This is a genomic window from Haladaptatus marinus, assembly GCF_051194195.1.
This window is the reverse complement of record NZ_JBLZNK010000005.1, coordinates 366,493-385,473: the sequence shown is the minus strand read 5'-3', so window position 1 is coordinate 385,473 and position 18,981 is coordinate 366,493. Positions and strand designations below refer to the sequence as shown.

At 55.9% G+C, this 18,981-nt stretch carries 12 protein-coding genes and 1 pseudogene; 5 read left to right on the top strand and 8 right to left on the bottom strand.

The window, feature by feature from the left end; all coding sequences use genetic code 11:
- Positions 1–4: 4 nt before the first annotated feature.
- Positions 5–1,378, bottom strand: a complete 1,374-nt coding sequence (locus ACN2TU_RS19170) for an MFS transporter (protein WP_435157590.1) — start codon at positions 1,376–1,378, stop codon at positions 5–7.
- A gap of 47 nt (positions 1,379–1,425) precedes the next feature.
- On the opposite strand from ACN2TU_RS19170, the gene ACN2TU_RS19165 reads away from it, so the two are divergent.
- Complete coding sequence (locus tag ACN2TU_RS19165; protein WP_435157589.1) at positions 1,426–2,337, top strand: helix-turn-helix transcriptional regulator; 912 nt, start codon at positions 1,426–1,428, stop codon at positions 2,335–2,337.
- Between the two features lie 15 nt (positions 2,338–2,352).
- On the opposite strand, the gene ACN2TU_RS19160 is transcribed toward ACN2TU_RS19165, so the two are convergent.
- A complete protein-coding gene (locus tag ACN2TU_RS19160) occupies positions 2,353–3,339 on the bottom strand; it encodes an NAD-dependent epimerase/dehydratase family protein (RefSeq protein ID WP_435157588.1) in 987 nt (328 codons plus the stop codon).
- Between the two features lie 121 nt (positions 3,340–3,460).
- Between ACN2TU_RS19160 and ACN2TU_RS19155 the strand changes: the two genes are divergently transcribed.
- The 4 genes from ACN2TU_RS19155 to ACN2TU_RS19140 all read left to right on the top strand — a co-directional run bounded on the left by ACN2TU_RS19155 (position 3,461) and on the right by ACN2TU_RS19140 (position 6,674).
- Positions 3,461–4,873: a carotenoid oxygenase family protein gene (locus ACN2TU_RS19155; RefSeq protein WP_435157587.1), complete on the top strand. Its 1,413-nt coding sequence runs from the start codon at positions 3,461–3,463 to the stop codon at positions 4,871–4,873.
- A 368-nt stretch (positions 4,874–5,241) separates the two neighbouring features.
- Positions 5,242–5,499: a HalOD1 output domain-containing protein gene (locus ACN2TU_RS19150; protein WP_435157585.1), complete on the top strand. Its 258-nt coding sequence runs from the start codon at positions 5,242–5,244 to the stop codon at positions 5,497–5,499.
- Between the two features lie 66 nt (positions 5,500–5,565).
- Positions 5,566–6,129 (top strand): PH domain-containing protein, encoded by a 564-nt coding sequence (locus ACN2TU_RS19145; protein ID WP_435157584.1) that lies wholly within the window; start codon positions 5,566–5,568, stop codon positions 6,127–6,129.
- Complete coding sequence (locus ACN2TU_RS19140) at positions 6,126–6,674, top strand: PH domain-containing protein (protein ID WP_435157583.1); 549 nt, start codon at positions 6,126–6,128, stop codon at positions 6,672–6,674. Before ACN2TU_RS19145 ends, ACN2TU_RS19140 begins: the two co-directional genes overlap by 4 nt.
- 236 nt (positions 6,675–6,910) lie before the next feature.
- Here the strand turns inward: ACN2TU_RS19140 and ACN2TU_RS19135 are convergent, their stop codons facing one another.
- The 6 genes and pseudogenes from ACN2TU_RS19135 to ACN2TU_RS19110 form a co-directional block, all read right to left on the bottom strand.
- Complete coding sequence (locus ACN2TU_RS19135) at positions 6,911–9,154, bottom strand: CDC48 family AAA ATPase (protein WP_435157832.1); 2,244 nt, start codon at positions 9,152–9,154, stop codon at positions 6,911–6,913.
- Positions 9,155–9,384: 230 nt separating this feature from the next.
- Positions 9,385–10,035, bottom strand: coding sequence for a helix-turn-helix domain-containing protein (locus ACN2TU_RS19130; protein ID WP_435157582.1), 651 nt, complete (start codon positions 10,033–10,035; stop codon positions 9,385–9,387).
- Between the two features lie 841 nt (positions 10,036–10,876).
- The gene (locus ACN2TU_RS19125; RefSeq protein WP_435157581.1) at positions 10,877–11,218 is read right to left on the bottom strand and encodes a DUF7344 domain-containing protein; all 342 of its coding nucleotides are present in this window, start codon (positions 11,216–11,218) and stop codon (positions 10,877–10,879) included.
- Positions 11,219–11,707: 489 nt separating this feature from the next.
- Complete coding sequence (locus tag ACN2TU_RS19120) at positions 11,708–15,817, bottom strand: GAF domain-containing protein (RefSeq protein ID WP_435157579.1); 4,110 nt, start codon at positions 15,815–15,817, stop codon at positions 11,708–11,710.
- 1,152 nt (positions 15,818–16,969) lie between these two features.
- Positions 16,970–17,603 (bottom strand): annotated as a pseudogene (locus tag ACN2TU_RS19115) (SDR family NAD(P)-dependent oxidoreductase).
- Positions 17,604–17,701: 98 nt separating this feature from the next.
- Positions 17,702–18,943: a mandelate racemase/muconate lactonizing enzyme family protein gene (locus ACN2TU_RS19110; RefSeq protein ID WP_435157578.1), complete on the bottom strand. Its 1,242-nt coding sequence runs from the start codon at positions 18,941–18,943 to the stop codon at positions 17,702–17,704.
- Positions 18,944–18,981: the final 38 nt, after the last annotated feature.

The following is an 18,981-nucleotide window of genomic DNA, read 5'->3' as shown; positions in this document are numbered from 1 at the left end:
GTTGCTATCGAACGTTCACGTCTGCTTCTTCTGTATGCGTGACCCTGTGCGTTCCGAACAGCCCCATCGAAAGCACGAATAGCGCGACGGCGGAGGCGACAACGGCACTGGCGACGAACAGCGGGTAGTAGCCCGTCGTTGCGGCGATGCTGGCGAACAGCACCGGTCCAGCGGCCCGACCGAGGAACGTCGTGCTGTTTCGGAGACTGAGCGCGCCGCCGCGGAGGCCTGCCGAAACGAGGTCGCTGATTGCGGCATCGACCGCGGGCATCGAAAGCCCCAGTCCAACGCCGAACACGACCATCGCCAGGGTAATGGTGGCCGGAGTCGGTGCCAGCCACGCCCCGAACAGGCCGATTGCGTAGCACGCGAACCCGACGGCGATGAGTCCGTAATTGGATAGGTAGCGGGCAAACCAACCGTTTTTGGCGGAGACGACGACCGATGCCACTTCCGAGAACGCGAGGACGATACCGATCGAGAGGGCGGACATGCCGAAATCGCCCGCCAGCAGGAACGGCAGTATCGTAACGACCGCACCGAACAACAGGAGTTCGGTCATGCAGGCTGCGCCGTAGAGGACGAGCGCGTCAGTCCCGCTCAGCACTCGAACCGCGCGGCGAAGGTAGGCAATTCCTTGTGAATCCCGCACGTGTTTCGGCTCTTCGAGGTGTCGAACGGCGTAGAGACTCAGTGGAAGTCCTGCCAAGTAGACGAAGTACGGGACGTTCCACGAGACGGTCGCGAGTGCCCCGCCGACGATGGGGAAGAGCGCCGCACCTGCCGAGAGGACGGCGTTGTTCATCCCGAGAACTCTGTTTCGCTGAGTTCCTTCGAAGGAATCGCCGATGAGCGTCACGGTCGTGATGAAGATACCTGCCGCGGCGGTACCGCCGATAAGACGAAGCGCGAGAACGACCTCGTAACTCGGCACGAACGCGATCGCTCCACCCGAGAGGCTGAAGACAACGAGAGAGGCGATGAGAACCGTCCGTCGCCCGATGCGGTCGGCAAGCATACCGATGAACGGCGACAGCACGATTCCTACGAGGAAGTACGTGCTGATGAGCAAACTCGCCTGCGCGTCGGTGATACCGAACGCATCCCTGAACGCCGGGAGCGTCGGACTGATTAGCGGCACACCGAGCGGCGCGAGAAGCGTCGTTGCGAGCACGATTTGTATCGTCGGCGAGCGCCACGGTGAGGTCGAGTTCGATGCTGCTGTGTCGGAATCGGTGGTAGTGGAAGTCATGCTGTTTCGAACCTCTGTTTGGTGTTCTTCCTCAGTAGAAGAGACGAGGGGACAGGGGTTAGCATCATCCATCAAAACCGGTTTCAGCGTCTGAACTAGCTGTTCACGGGCTGCAACCTGTCTCATCGTGTGAGACACGACACCACTATGTCACAGGGTAACAAAGTTCATGTATGGTCGAGCACGGAGCGGAATCCCGAAATCGGGACACGAAACAGGATGGTCAGGGGACAGGGGGGAACAACCAAGCCAGTATCTTCGACGAATTGGTTCAGACGTACCTCGAACTACAAACCGGCGATGACGAAGGGGAGACGAGGCAACGAATCGACACCGACCAGTTGGTCGATTTCGTCCGACACGGGCCGGTGCTGGAAGCCCTCTTTTACGGGCCGCTCGACCGGCGCGAAATCGAGGCCGAGTTGGGCGTCTCGCGAGCAACGAGCCATCGGTTCATCCGATGGCTCGGAGAACAAGAACTCGCCAAGAAGGTTGACGGGCGATTCGAGTTGACGGGCTACGGCCAAGTGGTCGCCGAGGAAGTGCTACGATTCGAACGAAACCTCGCGACGGCAGACCGACTCTCGCCGCTGCTCGATACCATCTGCGAGAGCCACAAGGAATTCGTCATCGAACCGTTCGGCGACGCGACCGTGACGGCCGCGTCGCCAGCAGACCCGTACCGACCAGTCCAGCGGTTTCTCACGCTCCTCGGCGAATCGGAAACGCTCCGTGGGTTCAATACGACGCACATGGTGCCGCTTTCGCTCGGTGCGTTTCACGAACAATTGTTCGAGAACACGGACACAGAAATCATCTACCTGCCCGATGCGGTCGAGAAACTCGTCGAAACGTATCCGGAGCGCGCGTCTGCCGCGCTCGAACGCGGCCACCTCAAACTCCGGACGCGGGAAGCACTCCCGTACGGACTCGCTATCTTCGACGACCGGGTCGGAATCGGCGGCTACGACGAACAGAACGGAACGATGCAGGTGTTCGTGGATTCTGAGACGGCCATCGCTCGCGAGTGGGCAGAGCGCGTCTACAACGTGTATCGAGAACGCTCGGAGCCGCTGAACGAGTAGCACGCAAACGCGATGTCACGCGACGGCCTGAAGGAAACGTTCTATCTTTCCGGGATCGGGACCGATTTCGCGACCAGTGCGGTCGCTGTCGAGGTGGTCTGCAACCGTTCGCCGAATCGTCTCCGATATCGGCGTCGATTCCCACCCCAAGGCGGCCAGTTTGTCCGTACTCCCGACGAACGGAACTGGCGTGTAGAGCGGGAAATCAGTGGGTTCGAGGTCGAACTCGCCGAGTTCGCGCGCGCTCGCGTGAACGATTTCGAGTTCCGTATCCAGCGCCTCGGCCATCCAAGAAAGCGACGATTCGAGTGTCAACAACTGTCGGTCGCCGACGTTGTACGCCTCGCCCGGCGTCCCCAATTCGGCGATGATTCGAATCGCGCTCGCAACGTCTTCGACGTAGGCTCTGTGGAGAAGACTGTCGCCGTCGCCCGGCACGAGAACTCGATTGTCCCCATTCATGACGCGGTCTATCCAGTAGTCGGTTCGTTCGGTGTAATCGTGTGAGCCGTAGACGAGAAACGGACGAATAGCCATCGCGTTGACGCCGCGCTCCGTTGCTGCAAACACCTCGCGGTCGCCTTCGCCTTTTCGAGCGCCGTAGGATGCCATTGATTCGTCCGTCGCTTGTTCGTCGGAACACGGTGCGAGTGCCGTTTCGCCCTCGCGCTGTGGAATCGCCGGTTCGGCATACGCAGACCCACTCGAAACGTAGACGTAGGCGTCGACGGCTTCGAAGATGTCGGTGGCGACGGCGACCGATTGAGGCTGGTACGCGATGCAGTCCACGACGATGTCCGGGTCGGCGATTTGCGCCGCGTTTCGGAGCGCATCCTCGTCCGTTCGATCACCTTCGATGTGAGACACGGCGTCGTTCGCGGCGAACGGATTCGCGTGAATATCGCGGTTGTACAGCGTGACGCGGTAATCGTGGTTCAAAAATTCGATAACGGTGTGACGACCGATGAATCGAGTGCCACCGATGACGAAGACGTGGTTCATATCGATAGCAGAATAGACACCAACCTAAACGTTCGTTTGCCGGAGACCCGAGAGGCGGAAAGTCATCCGGTGTGAGCGGTGAGCCGAAGGGTTAGGTGTCATCGAGTCGTAGTATCGAAAAATGGGGTCGAAAGCAGCGCTTGGATTCCATTCGCTTACGGACGAAGTGACGCGAAACCTCCACGTCGAAGGTACGCTCCCACCGTGGCTCTCCGGAAGCCTCATCCGCAACGGCCCCGGTGCGTTCGAAATCGGAGACGTTGGCGTCGAACACTGGTTCGACGGACTGGCGATGCTTCACAAGTTCACGTTCGGCGACGGAGGTGTCCGCTATCGAAACCGGTTCCTTCGCACTGACGCGTATGAAAGCGCACGAAACGGCGCATTCGAGAGCGGCTTTGCGACGGGAACGACGACGCTGTTCGAACGACTGAAATCGTTCCTTATCGACGCCCCGTACGATAACACGAACATTATCGCCGAGCGTCTCGGCGGGCGGTATCTCGCGTTGACCGAAACCCCTCGATGGGTCGAATTCGACCCGGATTCGCTGACGGTGAAAGACCACGTCCAATACGGGGGTTCCGAACCGGCGGGAAACCTCGCCTGTGCCCATTTGAGACGCGACCCGAACACAGGGGGAATAGTGAACTTCGAAACCGAATTTGGCCGAACGAGCAACTACCACATCTACTCGATGACGTCACCGACCGAGCGAAACCATATCTGCTCGATACCCGTCTCCGAACCGGCGTACATGCACAGTTTCGCGCTGACGCCGAACTACGTCGTGCTGACCGAGTTTCCGTTCGTCGTGAACCCGCTCGACCTTCTTCGACCGGGAAAACAGGGGCCGTTTATTGAAAATTTCGAGTGGAAACCCGACCGTGGCACTCGTTTTTTCGTCATCGACCGCGGCCGTGGAACGGTCGTCGCCCAACCGCGGACGGAAGCGTTTTTCGGATTTCACCACGCCAACGCGTACGAATCAGGTGACGAACTCGTTATCGACCTCGAAACGGTTCCCGACGCGGATGCTATCGACACGCTCTATCTATACCGACTTCGGGCAGGAGAACTCGGCGTATTTGCGGGGCGGCTGGAACGGTTTCGCCTGACCCCGGATTCACCCGGGGAGCCATACATCGAACGCGAACTGCTCCGTGACGGAACTGCACTACCGACCGTCTCCCCGGAAAAATGGGGTCGGAAATATCGATACGTGTATACACAAGGAACCGATCAACCAATGACCGAGTGGCCGCAGGAGATCCTGAAAATCGACACGGAAACGGGTAACGTTACGAGGTTCAGCGATGGGGAGAACAATTTCAGCGAACCGATTTTCGTTCCGAGTCCAAACGGGGAGGGAGAAGACGGAGGCGTCGTTCTCACCGTCATGCTCGACGTTTCAGCCGAGCATTCGTGGCTCGTCGTGTTGGATGGCGAATCGCTCGCGGAGCGCGCAAGAGCGCGTATTCCGCACGCGATTCCGTTCGACTTTCACGGACGGTTCTTTCCCGAACTGGACTGAGTCGAATCAGTTACAGCCTCGTTTTCCCGACCATCGTTCGAACAGAGGAGTTCCGGTGTTCGTTGATGGCGCGGCGTCTGCGCGAACTTTTTAATTTGTCTTAAATCGTCGTCGGTAAGCCCGGATACCATACCTATTGCGCAACTTTATTCAATATAAACGTATGCTAAATAGCTAGCCACATGAGGTGTCAATAAATAATTGCAGCACGACCAGAGTAGTAACTCAAACTGGAAATATCGAATTAATCACCCGATCGAGAGCGTCTGACGGGGTTTTAAATATAAGGTCGTTGCGGATGATTGCACACCAACGTGGGTGAATTACGTTTGACACCAAGCCAATCAACGATTTCGAAGACACCGACCATGGGTTCAAGAGAATCACCACAACGCTACACGATACGACCCAACGAACGAGCGAGCGAGGCAGTCATCCGGGCAGTCTCGTCGGCAGACGACCGTGACTTACACTGGGAAAACCCACTGTACGATCACATCGACCCTGACGCACTGGACAGCCTCTTTCATCCCCATCGAGACCGACTCCACGACGATACCACAGTTCATTTCGACTATTGTGGATACACCGTCGTCGTCAGCGCTGAAACCGTCGAACTACGCTGACGGTCGGGTTTCGAACTCGATCTCGACGCTCCGAACTATTATCCGGTGTCGCTTCGACAGCAGAGTATGAACGAACCGTTCGACTGGTTTTCGGCGGACGAAGGGGAAGAAGTGATTTGGGCAGACACCCCGCATCCCTACAGCCTCGTTCCGGCGTTCGTCGTCGGAATTCCGCTTTCCATCGTCGTCCTTGGACTCATCATCATCGTTTCTGCGTATCTCTCGTACCAGAACACCAACTACGTGGTGACGAACGCCGCCCTGTACAAGAAAACGGGCGTCCTGTCGCGGAACGTCCAGCGAATCGAGTTCGACAAGGTACAGGACACCTCCTACCGCCAGAGCTTTTTCGGCGCGCAGTTCGGGTACGGTACCGTCGATATCAGCACCGCTGGGGGCAGTGGCGTCGAAATGAGTTTCGAGAACATCGACGACCCACAGGATTTGCAGTCGCTCATCAACGAGCGAAGCAAGAAGCGGGACGAACCGACTTCCGCCGGAAGCGACAAAGCCGCGGTCTTGGACGAGATTTTGACGGAACTGCGCGCGATTCGGGAAACCGTCGAGAAGGAAAATGAGCTAGCCGAGACGAATATGACGGGAAGCGGAACGGTAAACGACAAGCGATGAGCGGGGACGACTGGCTCGTCGTCGGCGACAGCGAAGAGACGGCTTGGCAGGGCCACCCACGCCTGATGACCGTTCTCCCCGCGATGGTCGTCGGACTCGTTCTCGTCGTCGGCGCAATCGCCGTCACGACCGTCGAAGGTGAGCCATTGGCCCTCCTGCTCGTTCCGGTTGGAATCGCAATTCCCGTGTTCTCGTATCTCGTCGTCTCGAACACTCAATTCGTCGTGACCGACCGCGCACTCTACCGAAAAACGGGCGTTCTCTCCCGAAGCGTTCAGCGTCTCTCGGTCGACCGGATTCAGAACAGCAGTTTTCGGCAGGGAATACGAGGGTCGCTGTTCGGCTACGGCACCGTCGAAATCGAAGCGGCGGGCGGTGGCTATATTCGATTCAACGATATCGAGAATCCCCGAGACGTTCGCGCGATGGTAGACCTGCATGCAACGGGAGATTCGATTCCGGGGAGTCTCGACCAGTGGGAGGCAATCCTCGTGGAAGTGCGTGCACTTCGATCCGCGATTGAAAGAAACAGTTCTGGCCGCTAATCGACGAATCTACTTCGGTGTGGGGTCTTCCATTTGTCACCGTCAATGCGTCAAACAAGAGGAATTACGATTTCCATTCGTTAGCGTATCCCTTGTAAATCACTCCACTTTTTCGGCACAGAGAGGTCAATATCGAGGGGATCCTCTACTCCGCCCACCGATGTACGGAACGCCCGCGAAGGGGAGTAACCGAAATCGCGCCCCGACGTTCTCGGCACCGAAATCACGTCGCACAACTACTGGAGCCCGGCTTCAGTGTCTCCGTCCGTGACGCTCTCCCTCGTATCACCCCCGAGTTCGGCGACCATCCGATCATAAAACTCCTGCATATCCTCGGTAACCGTCGGCGTAACTTTGTCGAGGGCGTTCTCGAAGTCGTCACGCGTGACGACGAGTTCCTCCGTGGCTTCGTCGAGTTCCTCAGGCGACTCCAACCCCTCTCGTTCGACTGTCGCGATCGCTTCGTCTAGGGCGAGCATGCTTGCCTCGCGAACGATGCCCTCGATATCTCCGCCCGTGTACATCTCCGTTGATTCGGCGAGGTCGTCGAGATCGACATCATCAGCGAGAGGCATGTTTCGTGTATGCACACGGAAAATCTCGCGTCTGGCGTCGAGATCCGGAACCGGAACGTGAAGATTTTTTTCGAGTCTGCCAGGACGGAGAAGTGCATTGTCGATGATGTCCGGCCGATTGGTCGCTCCCAAAACGTAGACCCCACGTAACTCCTCGACTCCATCGAGTTCGGTAAGCAGTTGCGAGACGACTCGTTCGGTAACCTGCGAGTCGAACGATTCGCCTCGCTCGGGCGCAATTGCGTCGATTTCGTCAAAGAAGATGATGGTCGGGGCGTTTTGTCGTGCGCGATGGAACACGTCTCGAACCCCCTTTTCGGACTCGCCGACAAATTTGTTCAGCAGTTCGGGTCCTTTGACCGAGATGAAGTTCACGTCGCTCGCGTTTGCAGCGGCGCGTGCAAGGAGCGTTTTACCCGTTCCCGGCGGGCCATAGAGGAGGACTCCTTTCGGAACCTCGGTGTCGAGCTTATCGAACATTTCGGGGTACGAGAGCGGCCACTCGACCGAGCGGACGAGTTCGTGTTTCACCGAGTCGAGTCCGCCCACGTCCTCGTACGTCACGTCCGGAACTTCGACGAACACCTCGCGCATCGCGCTGGGTTCGACGTTCTGCATGGCGTCCTCGACGTCGGCTTCCGTAATCTCGATTTCATCGAGCACGTCGATTGGAATGGTATCGGCCTCCATATCGATATCATCGCGAACCCGTCGAAGGGCGGCCATCGCTGATTCCTTCGCCATGGATTCGAGGTCGGCCCCCACGAAGCCGTGCGTTCGGTCGGCGAACACATCTAACTCGATGTCCTCGTCGAGCGGCATTTCCCGGGTGTGAATCTGGAGCACTTCGAGGCGGCCATCTCGGTCGGGAACACCGATCTCGATCTCCCGGTCGAATCGTCCACCGCGTCTGAGGGCGGGGTCGATTGCATCCACACGGTTCGTCGCACCGATGACGACGACGTCACCGCGAGATTCGAGTCCGTCCATCAACGAGAGGAGTTGTGCGACGATTCGCTGTTCTGCCTCCCCGGTCACATCCTCTCTCCCGGGAGCGATCGAGTCGAGCTCGTCGATAAAGATGATTGCAGGCGCGTTCTCCTGGGCTTCGTCGAATATTTCCCGCAGCCGCTCTTCGGACTCGCCGTAATATCGCGACATAATCTCCGGACCCGACAGCGAGAAAAAGCTCGCGTCTACCTCGTTGGCAACAGCCTTCGCGATGAGCGTCTTTCCCGTTCCAGGTGGCCCGTAGAGCAACACGCCTTTCGGTGGTGAGACACCAAGGCGTCTGAACAGTTCCGGATGTCGCATCGGAAGTTCAATCATCTCTCTGACCAATTCGAGTTCGCGCTCGAGCCCACCGATATCCTCATACGTCACCTCGGGAAGATCCGCACGCTCGCCCCGGAGGTCTTCCTCGGTAATCGGTTCGTCACGTATCGAAAGCTCCGTGTCGTCGGTGACGACGACTGGTCCTGCCGGGATGGTTTCCGTCACGAGAAACACGAACGGCTGTCCGAGAAGCCGGAGATAGATTGCGTCCCCGCGAACCACTGCGCGAGTGTGAAGGTGTCGTTTGAGATACTGATCTGCACCTTGTAAAATGACGCGTTCCGGAAGTGCGACGGTAACCGAATCAGCGTGTTCCGGTTCCGCTCCGGTTACTTCGGCGAAGTCATCGATTTTCAGATCCGCGTTCGAACGGACGTTCCCATCGATTCGAACGATATTTTCCGGATCACCTTCGTAGGCAGGCAGAACTTTCGCGACCGTCCGCCGCCGACCTGTCAGCTGAACGAAGTCACCTGATTCGACGGTTAGTTCGTCCATGCTCGATTGACTGAGACGGGCAATCCCTCGTCCACTGTCGTCCGAAGCGAGACCTCGGACTTGTAGCTCGATAGCCATGATTTTCCCCACCCTGGTTCATGCTATAGGTAGTTACAGGATTACATAACGGATTTCGATAACTATTGTACATATTGGATATTCATTATTTAGGATGGCGGTTACTACCCCTCTTCGGAGGAGACGCTATGCGTCGGTCGTTGGATTTTTACAAAATTTAGTTAATGTTCGGGACATGACCCCAACATAAGTAAATAGATCATTACACCACCCCTTTATGCTCCTCAAATGGTCTGATCAGATTCGAATAGTTTGCTACTGACGACAGCTTTCATAGCACGACGTAACCGCTGCGAGATAGCCTGCTCAGTGACGTTGAAATTCTTCGCCAGGTCGGAGAGGGTCGCTTTACGTGGCACATCGTAATAGCCGATTGCGAATGCGGTGGCGAGCGTTTGCCACTGTGCCGGGGTCAGTTGATCTTCCACCGATGGTGCATGTGGATTGTAGATGCCGTTGACCTCGACCTGAATCTCCTCTTCAAGACAGATATCGTTGAAGCGGCGAAGATCGCCGTGTTCGGGAAAGCGCAGTCGAAGCTCCCACCGGCCGGCGATCCCCTGCCCTTCGAGAATAACACCATTGGTCTCGAATAGCGCGTCGACAACCCCATCGACCTCAGAAGACCAGGTTACCTGGTAGAGATACCGGTCGTCCACCTTCGTGAGTTGCGTCACGGATTCGACGATAGATTGGGATTCAAGGGCGTCCTCGATATCCTCCGGTGACCCATCCGTGATCCAGAAAAATGGGAGGACACGGTCACCGAGGGGGACGAGCCGCTCAATCTCGATATACATATTTGGGTTTTCCATGAGTAGTCGCCCGAATGCGAATGACTCTCCCGGCAATGTGATGTACGTGATCGTTGGCATGCCTACCACCTTCTCAATTGAAATTTGGCCCTACAGCGAGGAAAGGTCTACTTCGAAAGAATGCGAGTGCGCTTCCGATTGACCCGCATTATTGCGACGCTTCGACGGAAGTTCATCACGAGCAGCCACCACGTTCGTTCGATATCCGGTTGAATCCTCACAGGATAGCGAAAACAGAAATCAGGACTATCCAAAGAGATGGCTATCACTGTGATAATTTGATAATTCGAGCATAATTAAGAAACACGGAAAAGATGGTGAAACGCAGTACCTGTAGAAACGAACGGGGGTGGAATCGAACCACCGCGGCCACGGAGGAGCCGCCATCAACCGCACGGTTGATGGTGCTTTTACCAGCAAGCAACCCGTTCTCGTCCCGGAAACCCCCCAGAGGAGCGCACATGATCATGCCCGGAAATTGGGCACGACCACGCTGGCGTGAGTATGACGTTCGACGCGGCGCTGGTTGACTGTCATTGAGCATCGCAGAGGGAGCCACCAGGCAAGTCCTCCTGCGACGCTCGCAATAATTCTCAGGATCGCATCAGGTATTGTTATGCGTTGCCTGTTGTTAGAAAATCGGGCAGAACGGTGGTTTGTGAAATTATACTGCTCCTGTTTAGAACTGCGGAAAGAGACCCGTGGTAGTTGCGACCCACCGAGTCTCCCTCGCAATTTGAAGAACTTTGTCGTCTCCCTCACTAAAGGAGGTGGCTCGATTCAATTCTAGCTAAACCCACGCTGTAGGGCATTCGACCGGTTGAAAATGGCAATCTAGCGTGTTTCATTGCCAGTTTCACTGACCGACCATTCTAAGGACGTGTGACCTTCCGCTCTGGGCTTACAGCCAATCGCTGGGAAGTTCGTCGGCATGGTTGTGCATCAGTTCCAGTATCGGCCGGATCTCCTCAAAACGAGGACCTTTCCGCACTGTATTCGTATGCTGATCCCATTCGATAAACCCTGTATCTTCCAGCTTCGGAAGGTGCGAATGCCTCATTTGAAGTTTAAGAGATTCCAAGGCTTCGTCATCGGATTTGACATCATTAGGAATCTGAGGATCTTCGTCGTCTTGCGGATTGTGTTCCAGCAAAGCGATGAGAAGCCTGCGACGGTACGTGTCCGACAGAACATCTAGGAGGTTATCCAATGACGGCTGTGATGCAATGTATTGGTCTTTCATGGTTCGAACTGTCCGTTGTCGTATTCCCTTCCTTCCTGGCTCTCGGTGGTCAGTGAACCAGCATCCATTGCTGCGATATGTGCTGTGGGTTCGTCGACCGTGGTTGGTGAGCCGTATCGAAGGAGGGAGAGCAATATTTGGCGGGAGCGATGCCGTCTCAGAACACTGAGCACCTCGGGCAGCACCACCGTCTTATCCGAAACGATATATTGGTCTGACCGTGGGCCCTCTGCGGTACGTTCCGAGCCATCGAATGTCACACGCGGAGTTCGACGCTACAGCGAGGAAAGGCCTACTTCGAAGAGATGCGAACGTTCCGCAACCTGCCCGCATTATTGCGACCGCTTCGACGGAAGACCATCGAACGGCCACTACGTTCGGTGTACCGGCTGAATCCTCATCATGTGTGAAATAGAAATCACGACTATTCAAAGAGATAGTCATCACCCCCAATAGTTTGATGATTACAACGACAAAGAAGAGGTCTCCTTAGGAGTGTTCGAGCACCATTTCACAGAGTTTGCGTTCGGCTCCACGAAGATGATAGTTGAACGTTGATTGCGAGATGTCGAGTGCGTCCGAGAGCTCTTTTCCCGTCCGGACACGGGGTGATTCGAAAAACCCGCTCCGATAGGCCAACTGGAGAACCTCCTGCTGCCGAGTGGTGAGACGAGCCTCGAAAGTGGTCATGAGGGTGAGTCCCGTTTCGAACGGTCGGGTACGCGTTCGACGAGCAAGTAGTTCGATATCGGGGATCTCCAGCTGGATCCGGTTAATGAACTTTCGGACGTCACCCGTCTCGGGCAGATAGATGACTGTAGTCACGGTTCCTGCATCGATGGTAAGCGATTGTACCGTTGCATCCAGTTCGAGGAGCCGAGATGCGAGCGTCGGGGTGGCCAGCCGCACTTGGTACAGGGCTCTATCTTTACGATCGGCGAGCCAGTTCAGTTCCTCGATGGCGATCGACTGCTCTCCAGCAGCCACGAACTCGTCCGGTGAGATGCCAGTCGCAGTGAGGAAACTGATTATATCTCCGTTCAACAACGACACTGAACCCTCGAACTCGATCGTGCATCCGGTTTCCCGAGTGAGACGACACAACGGCATTTCTGCTGCCGTCGATTGAAGCGTGAGTTCGACAACATTGTCCGTTTCGAATGTTTCCCTGGTCTCGACAGCGTGAATCGCGTGACCGATTGTTTGTCCGAGTTCCGCCAGCACGCCGGTATCGCTCTCGTCGTGCTGCGGGCTCCCGTCATAGACAGTCAGGACGCCGTAGACGAATTCGTCGTACACGAGCGGAATGCTGAGACACGAGCGCACGCCTCGATCGAGCGTGGCCTCGCGCCACGGGGTCGCCCGTGCATCGGTTGCGACATCGGCAACGACCTGCAGTTTTCCGGTTCGTGCAGCCGACATGAAGGGGCTCCGATTGGATCCTGATTCGTCGGCCACGTTCTTGAGGTCATCTAAATAGTTACTGTCGACCCCCGCCCACGCCCTCGGTTCAACCGTCTTGCTATCTGCATCGTAATCACCGATCCAGACGAAGTCGTAGAGGTCCGAATCCGCTAATCGCTCACAGGTTGCTTGGTCAATCGCTTCGACCGTGTCGGCCTGTACGAGTGCTTGGTTGAGTTTCCACATGAGCGTATAGAGTCGTTCGAAATGTTCCAACTCCTCGTTCTGCTGTGCTAACACCTGTTCGCCCTCGGCGCGATCCCACGAGGATTTAACTGTCGCAGCAACTGTTTCCACGAGGTCAACCGTTTGTTCGTCGAATGTCCCGGTTCGCGTCGAGCCAGCACAGATGACGCCGTGTCTTCCCAGTGGGACGAGTATACGACTTCGCAGTGGCGACTCTCCCGGCCGATTTTCGGAAACATCGAGGTCGTTGTCGACGTCGGTGTCATCGCTGATGAACGTCTGCCAGACTTGTTCGGACAACCTTTCGGGCAGTTGAACAGCGTCGAGTTCCTTCTCGGGGGTCGTGTGACTGGTGTCCTCGCGAAGTTCGCCGACCGTCCCGTCGTATCGCCAGAGCGCAACATACTCGACGTTGGTTACGTGCCACGTGAGCTCGGCGACACGGTCGCTGATCGTCTCCGTATCGGCATCTATCAGTTCGCGACTCGCGATGCTGAGCCGTTCGAGCGATTCGTTGGTTCGTCGCAACTGCTCTTCGCTCTCACGGAGGGCTTGTTCGGCGCGGGCACGCTCGACTGCCATCCAGGTGCGCTCGGCCGTCTCTTCGAGCATCGCGATTTCGGCGTCCGTCCACTCCCTGGGTGTTGACTGGGTGATTCCGAAGTACGCGGTGAGTTGACCGTCCTTGATCAGCGGCACGCTGATGTACGCACCGATATCCATCTTCTCGTGCGCGATTCGCTCGTCCTCACTTAGCTTCGGAATGATCGAAAAATCATCTATCACCAAGGTATCACCGTTCTTGAATCCATCAGCGATGTACTCACCAAAATCGTCGAAGTGGTGCTCGCCGACAACAGATGGGACGTCCTCGCGGCAGTAATCGGCGTGAATCAAATTCGTATTTCCGTCCGCGAGAACCTCGCCGTAGTAGGCACGTTCGACGTCCAACTGTTCTCCGATAACGTGGGCGGCCACGTTTTGGATCTCGGTGGGATCGGTTATTGGACGGAGTTCGTCGGCGAGCGCCACGCGGAAAGCATCCAGGTCTGCTCGCTTCTGGAGTTCCTCCTCGGCTTTTTTCCGTTCGGTGATGTTGAGTGAAGCACAGGTCAAACCGGTAATCTCTCCGGATTCGTCGCGGACTGGTTCGACCGTGAGGTCGTAGTTCACCTTGCCACTCGGCAATTCGTAGGCTAATTCCTCACGGACACCCTCGCCGGTCTCCAAGGTAGTTCGCTTCGGTGCCATGATCGTCTCCGCAGCGGGCGGTGGCAACAGTTCGTCATCACGCTTCCCCAGTACGGCTTCTACGTCGAAATCCTCGTGGGCGTTTTTGACCCAGGTGTACCGTAGATCCGTGTCCAACCGGAACAGTGTGATCGGAGAATTACCAACCGCCACATCGAGCTGCTCTTTTTCTGTCCTGAGTTCCCGTTCGAGACGTTTTCGAGCCGTGATGTCGTTGATGAGTAGTGCGACTGTCCCGCTGTCTGATCCGCCGAATGGAAACGCACTGACGTCATACCAGCCATCAGTGAGCGGTTGTCCACTCGCTTCGAATCGCTCCGATTCGCCCAGCTGGATTACCTCATCATGGATGTCGAGCCAGTGCAGGTCGTACTCCGATTCCAGATCGCTCCAGAGAGTTCCGTCCACGTCAGTCAACCCGGTGATTTCTTCGAACGACGGGTTGGTCTCCAGGAATCGGTAGTCTACCTGTTCGCCGTTCTCGTCGAACACCACTTCAATGATACAAAAACCCTCGTTGATCGATTCGAACAACGTTCGATAGCGTCGTCCACTTTCACGCAACGTCTCCTCGGTTCGCTCACGCTCGATCAACTCTGCTGCAACCCGCATGTAGATATCTGTCAGACGAAGTTTACGTTCAGACGGTCGATGTGGCTCCTGAAATTGCGTCGAAATCATGCCAAGCGGCTCGCCGCTACTATCGTATATCGGCGTGGCCTGTACTGCGCGATATCCGACATCAGCTGCGATTGAACGGTGTGGTTCGAAACCAGAATCGGTCTCAATGTCCTCGATGATAATGCGTCTTTGCTCCCGCAGGGCCCTACCGCACGCGGAATCGTCTCCGGCGTCCACCGTAGCGAAGTGTTCTACAAACTCCTGCGAGAGCCCCTGCTCGACAGTTATCGACAGGCTCTGGGTGTTCGGATTATAGAGCTGAATGTTCCCGAAGTCCGCGTTCTGGAGTTCGATGGTCGCCTCCAGCACTTCTTCCAGCATGTCCGAAAGCACCATCGTCTCGACGAGCTGGCTATGCAACTCGTACAGACGGTTCATCGCCTCCAACTCAGTCATCAATTGTTCCTCTACTGCGTTGCGCTCCGATTCAGCTTTCTTTCTTTTAGTTATGTCACTGAAGTAGATGGAAATGCCAGAATCCGATGGGTAGACATAGTTGTTGAACCACCGATCCCCCGGTTCGTAATACGCCTGGTAGCGGGTTGGTTCCTGTGATTCGAGGGCCTTGGAGAGCGCCTCATCAGCGCGCTCATCACGTTCGAAGACATCCCAGACAAATCTACCTCGCACATCTTCTTCAGTGGTGTTAAGCCACGTCTCGGCCTGGCTGTTGAGATACGAAAACCGAAGATCTGCGTCGAATGTGACGACTGCCAAGTCACGCTCGTACACGTTGTCAACACTCGCTTCGACGATAGTATTCCGTGGTTCAGGTTCAGCAATCCGATCGCCAACCTGGATGCGTTGTAGTGGTCGCCACCATACCCGACCTCGAGCGCCAACTTTCTTCGTCTCTAGGTTGCCCTCCTCGGCGAGTGAATCAAGCTTGTTGTAGATTGTTCGGTCAGTACAATCGAACTCGGCGGCAACTTCTGGGGTTGTCAATGGAGTGCCGGGTGGGTCAAGCGTGTCGAATACTTCGAGGACGGTGGCCGGTGATGGTGTTGAGGAACTCATACTACCATATCGTCGTAGACAACGAAAGCGATTCCGTCAACAGAAATAATGGAGTAAGGTCATAAGAAACACCAAACACCCCGGTAACGTTAGTATTCGAAAAGGAAACGGATCTCGTTTTTCCCTCTGAGAGGCATGACATTACTCCCAACACAAAAAACCGTTCGCTCGTCGGCACTCCCCTCCACAGCAGGTAGAACAGGTCTATTTCCAACCAAGAATAAGCGATACCGCCCCCTACATAGTATCCCTTCGAGAAAGAATTCCACACTCTGATGACGAATAGGTATCGATTCCTCGACCGTATCGTTCTCTTTGACTACGAGGGTTCTATCGAGTTGAGGAAAAGTGTTGGATCCGTTCAACCCGAGCGAAAGTAGCAAACACGGTTCTCACGCTGCTGAAATGGACTGGCGTCGGATAAGAACGGTGTTTCAACGCAATAAAAATCAGATTAACGTCATTTCTGGCGCAGAGAGTCGGTAAAATCATGAATCGATTAGAATATTACTCTAAATTGGCTTTCAAACTCCAGTCTTAAATAGATGCAACTGGTAGATTCGGGTTAAATCGTTCATTCTACGGCCTCTATACCTACTATAGTCTCATCTTGAGGGCATTATTTATATACATATATAGTCATACTAATTTCATTCAAATATGGATTTAGTTCAGCCGTCGAAACCGCACCCACCACAAAATATATAGATTGCAGCAGTTCTCCGAAATAATTCGGAGTCAATATTTCGAATGTGCCACAATGTCGAATGGAATAAATTTACAGTTCCCATCTTTGGTTCTAGACATCATTGCACCGACTATCGGTTCCGATTCGGCCTTGATTAACTCAGGAACCGTTCTCTGATGATGAATTCTGGTCGCTAGTCGTCCCTCCCGGCACTCTTTCGAAGAGAGAGAGAGAGCAACCCACGCGACTACTCGGAACGAACTCTTGAATAAGGTTGGCGTTGTGGCCCTCTGGTACGTGTTTCCGTATTCCTATCTCGTTGGCAAACAGTCAGTGGTTGACTACTGATTTTTACACTCTCTGCACAAAACCATGGCTGTCAAAAAGCTACACCACAACACGTGAACGAAATATTTAGAATTTATAAATATATGTATCCTCTTCTATTTGCATCTCGATTTCCGCTACTGTGCTTCGATGTGATAGCCGCCGTCCACGGTCAACACCTGACCGGTCGTGAACGACGCCTCGTTGCTTGCAAAGTAGACCACCGTTCCGGCGATTTCGTCGGGTGTCGCAACGCGTTCCATTGGTATCCGTTCGTCAGTCGTCGCTCGGAACTCGGAGCCGTCTTCGAGTTTTTTACCCGCGAGTGGGGTCTTGACAAACCCAGGAGCGACCGCATTGACGCGAATCTCCGGAGCCAAATCTGCGGCGGCGGCGCGTGTGAGACCGTTGAGGCCGCTTTTGGCGGCGCAGTACGCGGCCCGGTTCCTCGGTCACTGACGCCTGTGCGACGGATCCAGCCGAGTTTACGAGGATCGTGACCGACCCAAGGGATTCTCGGGCAACCGTATGGAGGTGCTCGATTGACGCTCGGTCACGAACGACACAGGCAACTTCCGTCGTCGTCGCGCCCCGTTCCCGAAGTTCCGCTGTGACGCTCTCGACGGCGTCTTCCGACCGGCTCGTTGCGATGACATCTGCACCTTCATCGGCGAATGCAAGGGCAATCGCTCGTCCGATTCCGGTCGTGCCTCCGATGACGACCGCAGTCTCACCGTCGAGTTTTCTGCGAGGAGCAGATTCACTAGCCATAGACGTTTGGTACCAGTTCGCGATGGTGTTTATATTTACCGAAAGATGTTCTCGACGATACGTTCGACCGGCACGACACAGCGACTCAGGAGTTCAACTTAGGCTTCGTCGAACAGGGTCTCGCCAGCGACCATGTGTTCTTCGACCGCATCGAGGTCGAGCGTGAGGCCGAGACCCGGTTTCTCCGGCACCGCCATCCGTCCCTGCTGGATGAGGTCGTCTTCCTCGACCAACTCTTCCCACCAGCCGAGTTGATAGGAGTGATACTCGACGGCGAGGGAGTTCGGGATGGCCGCCGCGACCTGTGCGGAGGCCATCGTGCCGATTGGCGAGGAGACGTTGTGCATCGCGACCGGGATGTAGTACATATCTGCCATATCCGCAATCTTGCGCGTCTCACGCATGCCGCCGACGCGCGGGAGGTCGGGTGCGATGATATCGATGGCCTGTTCTTCGATGAGTTGACGCTGGCCATGTTTGCGGTAGACGTTCTCACCGACCGTGATTGGCGTCGTAGGTGCCGATTGCGTGACCTCGCGCTGGACGTCGTGATTTTCCGGCGGGATGGGATCCTCGAGCCACCACACGTCATAGTCGGCAATGGCCGCCGCCAGACGCTTTGCGCTCCCGGCCGTGAACGACCAGTGGCAGTCGAAGGCCACGTCCGCGCGGTCGCCGACCACATCAGTGACGGCCTCGACGATGTCAACTTTGTGTTGTATTTCCGCCCCCCGAAGATGGCGGTTCGCGCGATCTTTCTCGTGTCCAGAGGGAACGTCGAGGTCGAATTTCAGGGCGTCGTATCCCAGTTCGTCCACGACCCGTTCCGCTTCGCGGGCGTTGGATTCGGGTTCGGACTCGTCGCCAGCGTGGCAGTCACAGTAGATACGGACTTCATCGCGGTATTTCCCGCCGAGGAGTTGGTAGGCGGGAACGTCGAGAATCTTTCCGGCCACGTCGTGCAGTGCAATCTCAATGCCGGAAATGGCGGAGATGACTTTCCCCGAGACGGAGCCTTCGCCGGACATCTTTTGCACGAGATGTTCGTACAGTCGGTCGATGTCGAGCGGGCTCTCGCCGATAATGAACGGTGCCATGCGGTCGATGATTTCGGCGTCGCCGCCGCCCCAGTAGGATTCGCCCGTGCCGACGATGCCAGCGTCGGTGTAGACCCGGACGAGAATCCATGGGTAGTTTCCGTCGACGATGGTCGTCTGCACGTCGGTTATCTTCACGTCTCGCGGGCCAGTGGGCTCTGCCGAGAGGCCCATCGTTTCCGCGGAGAGGTCGCGCATCGTATACTCTGCATTCGGGTCGCGAAGCTTGCGAAGGTTCGCCATGCGTTTTTACTCATTACTACCCGACTATTTCATGTTTG

Bases quoted from the DNA above. Each gene is read 5' to 3' on its own strand.
- ACN2TU_RS19130 (WP_435157582.1), bottom strand. From the start codon at position 10,035: ATGCCAACGATCACGTACATCACATTGCCGGGAGAGTCATTCGCATTC.
- ACN2TU_RS19160 (WP_435157588.1), bottom strand. From the start codon at position 3,339: ATGAACCACGTCTTCGTCATCGGTGGCACTCGATTCATCGGTCGTCAC.
- ACN2TU_RS19145 (WP_435157584.1), top strand. From the start codon at position 5,566: ATGAACGAACCGTTCGACTGGTTTTCGGCGGACGAAGGGGAAGAAGTG.
- ACN2TU_RS19150 (WP_435157585.1), top strand. From the start codon at position 5,242: ATGGGTTCAAGAGAATCACCACAACGCTACACGATACGACCCAACGAA.
- ACN2TU_RS19110 (WP_435157578.1), bottom strand. From the start codon at position 18,943: ATGGCGAACCTTCGCAAGCTTCGCGACCCGAATGCAGAGTATACGATG.
- ACN2TU_RS19125 (WP_435157581.1), bottom strand. From the start codon at position 11,218: ATGAAAGACCAATACATTGCATCACAGCCGTCATTGGATAACCTCCTA.
- ACN2TU_RS19170 (WP_435157590.1), bottom strand. From the start codon at position 1,378: ATGAGACAGGTTGCAGCCCGTGAACAGCTAGTTCAGACGCTGAAACCG.
- ACN2TU_RS19155 (WP_435157587.1), top strand. From the start codon at position 3,461: ATGGGGTCGAAAGCAGCGCTTGGATTCCATTCGCTTACGGACGAAGTG.
- ACN2TU_RS19120 (WP_435157579.1), bottom strand. From the start codon at position 15,817: ATGAGTTCCTCAACACCATCACCGGCCACCGTCCTCGAAGTATTCGAC.
- ACN2TU_RS19165 (WP_435157589.1), top strand. From the start codon at position 1,426: ATGGTCGAGCACGGAGCGGAATCCCGAAATCGGGACACGAAACAGGAT.
- ACN2TU_RS19140 (WP_435157583.1), top strand. From the start codon at position 6,126: ATGAGCGGGGACGACTGGCTCGTCGTCGGCGACAGCGAAGAGACGGCT.